Annotated in this window: 6 protein-coding genes; 5 read left to right on the top strand and 1 reads right to left on the bottom strand. The window is 61.7% G+C overall.

What is annotated here, in order from left to right:
* Positions 1–1276, top strand: a 1276-nt coding sequence (gene ftsH, locus E5W70_RS29175) for an ATP-dependent zinc metalloprotease FtsH (RefSeq protein ID WP_292664756.1), incomplete at its 5' end; no start/stop codon positions are given.
* Between the two features lie 717 nt (positions 1277–1993).
* On the opposite strand, the gene E5W70_RS29170 is transcribed toward ftsH, so the two are convergent.
* Entirely contained in the window at positions 1994–2995 is a 1002-nt protein-coding gene (locus tag E5W70_RS29170; RefSeq protein ID WP_292664755.1) for a hypothetical protein, read from the bottom strand.
* A 536-nt stretch (positions 2996–3531) separates the two neighbouring features.
* On the opposite strand from E5W70_RS29170, the gene glmM reads away from it, so the two are divergent.
* The 4 genes from glmM to E5W70_RS29150 all read left to right on the top strand — a co-directional run bounded on the left by glmM (position 3532) and on the right by E5W70_RS29150 (position 8277).
* Positions 3532–4884 carry a phosphoglucosamine mutase gene (gene glmM, locus E5W70_RS29165; RefSeq protein WP_292664754.1) on the top strand — a complete coding sequence of 451 codons (1353 nt, stop codon included), beginning with the start codon at positions 3532–3534 and terminating at the stop codon, positions 4882–4884.
* A gap of 225 nt (positions 4885–5109) precedes the next feature.
* Entirely contained in the window at positions 5110–5937 is an 828-nt protein-coding gene (locus E5W70_RS29160) for an outer membrane protein (protein ID WP_292664753.1), read from the top strand.
* 232 nt (positions 5938–6169) lie between these two features.
* Positions 6170–6919 (top strand): outer membrane protein, encoded by a 750-nt coding sequence (locus E5W70_RS29155; protein WP_292664752.1) that lies wholly within the window; start codon positions 6170–6172, stop codon positions 6917–6919.
* 182 nt (positions 6920–7101) lie between these two features.
* Entirely contained in the window at positions 7102–8277 is a 1176-nt protein-coding gene (locus E5W70_RS29150; RefSeq protein WP_292664751.1) for a phosphoserine transaminase, read from the top strand.
* The last annotated feature ends 9 nt before the right edge of the window (positions 8278–8286 follow it).

Raw genomic sequence — 8286 nt, 5'->3', positions numbered from 1 at the left:
GTTCTTCACCATTTCGGGCTCGGACTTTGTCGAGATGTTCGTCGGCGTCGGCGCAAGCCGCGTTCGCGACATGTTCGACCAGGCCAAGAAGAACGCGCCTTGCATCATCTTCATCGACGAAATCGACGCGGTCGGCCGCCATCGCGGTGCCGGCCTCGGCGGCGGTAATGACGAGCGCGAGCAGACGCTGAACCAACTGCTGGTCGAGATGGATGGCTTCGAATCCAACGAAAGCATCATCCTGATCGCCGCCACCAACCGGCCCGACGTGCTCGATCCGGCGCTGCTCAGGCCGGGCCGCTTCGACCGCCAGGTGGTGGTGCCGAACCCAGACATCGTCGGCCGCGAGAAGATCCTGAAAGTGCATGTGCGCAACGTGCCGCTGGCGCCCAATGTCGACCTCAAGGTGATCGCGCGCGGCACGCCGGGCTTTTCCGGCGCCGACTTGATGAACCTGGTCAACGAGTCCGCCCTGATGGCGGCGCGGCGCAACAAGCGTCTCGTCACCATGGCCGAATTCGAGGACGCCAAGGACAAGATCATGATGGGCGCCGAGCGCCGCTCGTCGGCGATGACGCAGGCCGAGAAGGAGCTGACCGCCTATCACGAGGCCGGCCACGCCATCCTGGCGCTCAACGTGCCGTCGGCCGATCCGCTGCACAAGGCGACCATCATCCCGCGCGGCCGGGCACTCGGCATGGTCATGCAGCTGCCGGAAGGCGACCGCTATTCGATGAGCTACAAATACATGATCTCGCGTCTCGCCATCATGATGGGCGGCCGTGTCGCCGAGGAGTTCAAATTCGGCAAGGAGAACATCACCTCCGGCGCCTCCTCCGATATCGAGCAGGCGACCAAGCTGGCGCGCGCCATGGTGACGCGCTGGGGCTTCTCCGACAAGCTCGGCCATGTCGCCTATGGCGACAACCAGGAGGAGGTGTTCCTCGGCCATTCGGTGGCGCGCACGCAGAATATCTCGGAAGAGACGGCGCAGATCATCGACGCCGAAGTGCGCCGGCTGATCGACGAGGCCTATTCGACGGCAAGGTCCGTCCTGACCAAGAAAAAGAAGGAATGGATCGCGCTGGCGCAAGGCCTGCTCGAATACGAGACGCTGTCCGGCGAGGAGATCAAGCAGCTGATCGCCGGCAATAAGCCCGCACGCGACCTCGGCGACGACACACCGCCGAGCCGCGGCTCGGCCGTGCCAAAGTCCGGACGCCGCAAGAAGGGCCCCGAGCCCGAAGGCGGCATGGAACCCCAGCCGTCAAGCTAGGCTCCGGCCCAGGACAGATTGACTTCGAAGCGCCGCGGCCTTGACCGCGGCGTTTTCTTTTGGGAATGCGCCGCTTCGCTTGAATTGGCGAAAGTGACGATGACGGCCAATCTCCCCCCCGTGGGGGAGATGTCCGGCAGGACAGAGAGGGGCGCGAAGGAACGCGGCCTTCTATCGTTGACGACTTCAGGAAGATCGACAAGGCGCGGCGGTGAAGGAAATCCGCAGTTTTCTACCGACGGCGTCATATTTTGTTCTTGCTTTGTGCCGGCAGCTATGCTACTAATTTGCGTATGGTGCCAATTGGCTCCAACGACCCGCCCGCCGAGGCGGGTTTTTTGTTTCAGGCACCTTTCTGATTAGGGAGTTGTCCGCAACCTTGCGCCAACGTTGGCGATTGGCGAAAGCCGGTATGATGGCTAATCTTCCCCCTTGTGGGGGAGATGTCCGGCAGAGGGGGCGCTGTCCCGCCGACCTGCCAACGTATCGCAGCCACGCCACAACTGATCTGATCCCAATCAGGGAAAACAAATTAAAGGTTTGCGATCCTTCGCGCCCCCCTCTGCCCTGCCGGGCATCTCCCCCACGAGGGGGGAGATTGGCAGCGTCGTCGACGCTGCCACCTTGCAACGCAGGGCCTCTCTCCTTGGAGTCGGCCAACAAAAAGCCCGCGAACCTTGCGGCTCGCGGTCTCCTATCGTCGGATGATGGTGCCGGTTAGCTCTTCAGCTTGGCATTGCAGAGGCTGTAGAAGCCGCCGCCCTTCTGGATCCACCTGAGGCCGCCCAGCGTGTTGGCGTCCTTGTTGGCGTAATAGAGGTCGAGGCAGGTGTGCATGCGGCCCTTGGCCGGGGTCTCGGCTGCATACTTCTTGGAGATCGCCGTCGGGAATTTCACGCCCTGGGGGGCGGTGATGGTCGGCGGTTGCGGATCGCCGGTGTACTTCGCATCGGGAGCCGGCAGCGTGTCGTCGTCGGCTGCGCCGGCGCCGCATTGGCTCTTGCGGAAATCGTTCCACTTCATGCCGTTCAGCGTGTTGCCGGCCTTGGCAGCCTGATATTTGGCGCTGCAATCCGCCATGCTAAGGCCTTTGCCGGTATCGGTCGCGGCGGCTGTCGTTGCCTTGGCAGGTGCCGCGGCAGGTTGTGCCGCTGCAGTTGCACCGGCGGCGCATTCACTCTTGCGGAAGTCGTTCCACTTCATGCCGTTGAGCGTGCCGGCAGCCTTGGCGGCCTGGTATTTGGTGCTGCATTCCTTGGCCGTCAGCCCAGGCGCAGCGTCGTCGGCGGCGGCTGCCGCAGCCTTGGTCGTGGCGGCCGGTTGTGCGGCTGCAGTGGCGCCGGCGGCGCATTCGGTCTTGCGGAAATCGTTCCACTTCATGCCGTTCAGCGTGCCGGCGGCTTTTGCCGCCTGGTACTTGGTGCTGCACTCCTTCGCCGTCAGGCCAGGCGCCGCATCGTCGCCGGCGGCTGCCTTGGTGGTGTCGGCGGCCTTGGCCGTGGCTTTGGCTGGGGCGGGATCGGTCGTAGCGGCGGTGGCATCGGTGCCGCATTGGGCCTTGCGGAACTGGTTCCAGTTCTGCCCGCCAAGCGTGCCCGCATCCTTGGCCGCGTTATACTTGGTGCTGCACTCGGCCATGGTCAGCGCATTGGCAGGCGCCGCCAGGAATAAGGTCGCGACGGTAAGACCCGTCAAAGTGGCAAGTCGGTGGATGAGCATGCGTTTTCTCCCTATGGCGGTTCATGATATGTCCCAGTGCAGCAATAGCGCTCAACGGCTGGTTGCGCCAGATGCTAAGTAGCGTAGAGACAATTTAGAGGTGCATTGTTTTCTTTAAGGTGATGAATTCGTTGCCGGGACTGTCTCCCAGCCAAGTTCGTCCGGGTGCATTGCACGGAGATCGCGCATATGGCTGGTTCCCAGCGAGGACAACTGCTTCGCATGACAGCCAGTCAAATCGGCGGGTGCGACGGACCTGAGCCTACCTCTGTCTGGAGCAGCACGATGCGGATTCGGGTTCAAGGCCACACTGCCACTAACCAAAGGATCCAGACGAGGTTTGAGGTTGACGTTTCTGATGCTGCTGCCGCAACAAGGGCTCGAAACTTGAAAATCAACACACTAGCGTGACGCAAAACACACAAGACAACAATTTTCTAAGGATTGGTCGTCGATAATCATACAATGTGATGACAGAGCTCGGCCGATTTTATGGCATGAGATGCTCGGAAAGAACCATCGGGAAGCTGGCGAACATGGCAGGACATTATTTCGGTACGGACGGCATTCGTGGGCGCGCCAACAAGTTTCCAATGACGGCGGAGGTCGCCATGCGGGTCGGCATGGCCGCCGGCCTCTCGTTCCAGCGCGGCAGCCACCGCCACCGCGTCGTGCTCGGCAAGGATACCAGGCTTTCCGGCTACATGATCGAGAACGCGATGGTATCCGGCCTGTGCGCCGCCGGCATGGATGTCTTCCTGCTCGGCCCGATCCCGACGCCCGCTGTTGCCATGCTGGTGCGCTCGCTGCGCGCCGATATCGGCGTGATGATCTCTGCCTCGCACAACCCCTATTACGACAACGGCATCAAGCTGTTCGGCCCCGATGGCTACAAGCTGTCCGATGAGATCGAGGAGCGTATCGAGGGGATGCTCGACAAGGATATCGAACTGGCGCTCGCCGATTCCGATGGGCTCGGCCGCGCCAAACGCGTCGACGGCGTGCATGACCGCTATATCGAATTCGCCAAGCGCACGCTGCCGCGCTCGATGTCGCTGTCGGGCCTGCGCATCGTCGTCGATTGCGCCAATGGCGCCGCCTACAAGGTGGCGCCTGACGCGCTGTGGGAACTCGGCGCCGAAGTCGTCGCCATCAATGTCGAGCCCAACGGCTTCAACATCAACAAGGAATGCGGCTCGACCCATCCGGCCGGCCTGCAAAAGAAGGTGCACGAGGTGCGCGCCGACATCGGCATTGCGCTCGACGGCGATGCCGACCGCGTCGTCATCGTCGACGAGAACGGCGCGATCGTCGATGGCGACCAGATCATGGCGCTGATTGCCGAGTCCTGGCACCAGAGCGGACGGTTGGCCGGCGGCGGCGTCGTCTCGACGGTGATGTCCAATCTCGGGCTCGAACGCTTCCTCGGCGACATGAACCTGCAGTTGCATCGCACCAAGGTCGGCGACCGCTATGTCGTCGAGCACATGCGTGCCCATGGGCTCAATGTCGGCGGCGAACAGTCGGGCCACATCGTACTGTCCGATTTCTCGACCACCGGCGACGGCCTCGTCTCGGCGCTCCAGGTGCTCGCCTGCATCAAGCGGCAGAACCGGCCGGTCAGCGAACTGTCGAAGAAATTCGAGCCGGTGCCGCAGTTGTTGAAGAATGTGCATATTTCCGGCGGCAAGCCGCTGGAGGAGGCGCCGGTCAAGGCGGCGATCGAAGATGCGCGCAATCGCCTCGGCAAGGCCGGGCGCCTGGTCATCCGGCCATCCGGCACGGAGCCGCTCATCCGCGTCATGGCGGAGGGCGACGACCCGCAGCTTGTCGAGTCCGTCGTCAACGACATCGTCGAGGTCATTTCAGAAACGCGAAGCGCCGCCTGATCTCCCTCCAACATCGGTTCAAAAGCCCGCCTTGCCGGCGGGCTTTTTATTGGGTCGCGGCCAGCTCCGCCTGCAGCAACGGCCGCCAGATTGTTCGACTTTTAGAGATTCGTGGTTAATCAATACGGTTAAACGCCTTTTAACCTTTCCGATTCATTATCCACAACTGAGGTCAATCACATTTCGGGCGCGTTCGACGTTCGAGGGTTCTCAGGGGTGATAAGCATGTTCAACACAGCAAGAATGGCTCTCCTGGCCGCGTTGTTTGCCGGCGCCGGGCCGGCATTCGCCGCCGATTTCGTCGAGCCGCCCGTCGTCGAGGAGGCGCCGCCACCGGTTGCCTACGAGCAGCCGGCCGACTTTGGCGGCTGGTATATCCGTGGCGACATCGACTATCACTGGTCGAAGTTTCGCGGCGCCGACTACATCACCTACGGACCGCCTCCCGGAACCGGCACTTTTGACAGCGGCAAGCTGAAGAGTGCCTTCTCGGCCGGTGCCGGCGTCGGCTATCAAATCGACCGACACTTCCGCACCGACTTGACCGCGGACTGGATGAGCAAATCCACTTTCCGCGGCTCTACCAGCGGCATCTGCCTCGATGGAGATCCCTGTACTTCGGTCGACACCTCGTCCTATACGGCGCTGCTGCTGCTCGCCAACGCCTATGTCGATATCGGCACATGGCACGGTATCACGCCCTATGTCGGTGCCGGCATCGGCGGTGCCTGGGTCAAGTGGGATACACTCCACAACAGCGATGAAGACGGTGAATTCTTCCACCACGGCGGCAAGGGCTGGCGTTTTGCCTATGCTGCCATGGTTGGCGCATCCTACTGTTTGACCGATCGCGTCAAGCTCGACGTCGGCTACCGCTACAGCCATATAAACGGTGGGAAGATGTTCGACTTCGGCAGCGGCGTCGGCCCCGGCTATGACGACGGCATCAATGTTCATGAGGTGCGCGGCGGCCTGCGCTATCAGTTCGGCAGATCGGACTGCGTCGAACCGGAACCTTATGTTCCGGAACCCGAGCCCGTCTACACCAAGTAGTCACTTCGAAATCGAGGAATTTGTCGACCGCCCGGCTGATGCCGGGCGGTTTCGTTTGGCTGCCTGAAGATGCTGCGTTGTTATGTAACACCGTCCAGCCCAAGGAGCGAAAACGGATCAAATCAATTGCTAACGCCTTGTTATCCTTAACCCGCACTTAACCACTATGGTTAACAATGCTCCCTGAAACGGCGCGCGATCGCGAATGCGCCAAGTTCGGGAGCCAAGGACCATGACATTCAAATCGCCTGTAGCACTGGCGCTTGCAGCAGTCGTCCTGATGCCGCTGACGCCGGCGCTTGGCGCCGATTACGAACCGCCGGTCTATGTCGACCAGGCGCCCGACTATGTACCGGTCGAGGTTGGCTCGGGATGGTATCTGCGCGGCGATGTCTCCTATCTGGTGCAGAAGAGCTTCAAGGATGAGGATTTCGCCTTCACGCCCGCGAGCTTCGACGAAAAGGAAGATCCCATCTTCGCCAGCATTGGCTTCGGCTACCATTTCAACGACTATCTGCGCGCCGATCTCAATGTCGGTTATCTGCCCGGCAACAAGATCGACATCGGCTACGACGACGGAACGACCGTGGCATCGGCGACCCTGAAGAACTATGCCTTCTCGGGAATACTCAATGGCTATGTCGATCTTGGCACGTATGTCGGAATCACGCCCTATCTCGGCGCTGGTATCGGTATCCTGCAGAGCAAGCGTCGCCTCTCGGCGAGCTACTTCACCGACAACGCCGACCCCACCGACGATTTCGTCCGGCATGACAACAAGACCCAGTACTCCTTCGCCTACACGCTGAATGCCGGCTTTGCCTACCAAGTGTCCAAGAATGTCTCAGTCGATCTGGGCTATCAGTATTTTTCCGCGCCAGACGCCGAATATGTGACTGCCGAGAGCCTGACTTCCTTTCCGATCCGCAAAGGGATCAACAACCATCAAGTCAAAGTCGGACTACGCTACGATCTCTGGTAGGCTCGATCGAAGCCGAGGCGTTAACAATGGCGGGTCGTAGGCCCGCCGTTTGCGTTTCGCCGCCGGCAATATCCCGACAGCGACAAAAACTTTCCCCTTGACGCCGAAAGCCTGAACGCATATCGCCGTCCGTGGGCCACCCCTCCCCAACGAGGGGCCACTATCTGGAAGGATAGACCACGATGACGACGCATACGAAGCCCGGATTCCGTCCGGCAAATCCCAATTTTTCCTCAGGTCCCTGTGCAAAACGCCCCGGCTGGTCGGTCGAGGCGCTCAAAAGTGCCGCGCTCGGGCGCTCGCACCGCGCCAAGATCGGCAAGACCAAGCTCGAACAAGCGATCGAGCTGACACGGGAAATCCTCCAGGTTCCGGCGGATTACCGCATCGGCATCGTGCCGGCCTCGGATACCGGTGCGGTCGAAATGGCGCTGTGGTCGCTGCTCGGCGAACGCGGCGTCGACATGGTCGCCTGGGAGAGCTTCGGCTCCGGCTGGGTAACCGATGTGGTCAAGCAGCTGAGGCTCGCCGATGTGCGCAGGTTAGAGGCCGACTACGGTGCACTGCCCGACCTGACCAAAATCGACTTCGACCGCGACGTGGTCTTCACCTGGAACGGCACGACGTCGGGCGTGCGCGTGCCGAACGGCGATTTCATCCCGGCCGCCCGCAAGGGCCTGACCATCTGCGACGCCACTTCGGCGGCCTTTGCGCAAAAGCTCGATTTTCAGAAACTCGACGTCGTCACCTTCTCCTGGCAGAAGGTGCTGGGCGGTGAGGGCGCGCACGGCATGCTGATCCTCAGCCCGCGCGCCGTCGGGCGTCTGGAAAGCTACAAGCCGGCCTGGCCACTGCCGAAGATCTTCCGCCTCACCTCGGGCGGCAAGCTGATCGAAGGCATCTTCAAGGGCGAGACGATCAACACGCCGTCGATGCTGTGCGTCGAGGACTATCTCGACGCGCTGCGTTGGGCGAAGTCGATCGGCGGCCTCGACGCGCTGGTCACCAGAGCGGATGCCAATGCCGCTGTTCTCGATCGCTTTGTCGGGAAATCTTCCTGGCTCGGCCATCTTGCCGTAGACCCGGCGACGCGTTCGAACACATCGGTCTGCCTTTCCTTTACCGACCGGCAAGTCGCTGCACTCGACGCCGACGGACAGGCTGCGTTCGCCAAGGCAATTGTCTCGGCGCTCGACAAGGAAGGCGTCGCCTACGACATCGGTGCCTACCGGGATGCACCGCCCGGCCTGCGAATCTGGTGTGGCGCGACAGTCGAGACCTCCGATCTCGAAGCGCTGCTGCCCTGGCTCGACTGGGCCTTTGCCGCGCAAAAGGCGTCGCTCAAGGCGGCGGCCTGACTCCCTCCC

The organism is Mesorhizobium sp., assembly GCF_005063415.1.
Taxonomy (GTDB): Bacteria; Pseudomonadota; Alphaproteobacteria; order Rhizobiales; family Rhizobiaceae; genus Mesorhizobium.
The sequence above is the reverse complement of the archived record's forward strand: the minus strand, read 5'-3'. Positions and strand labels throughout refer to the sequence as shown.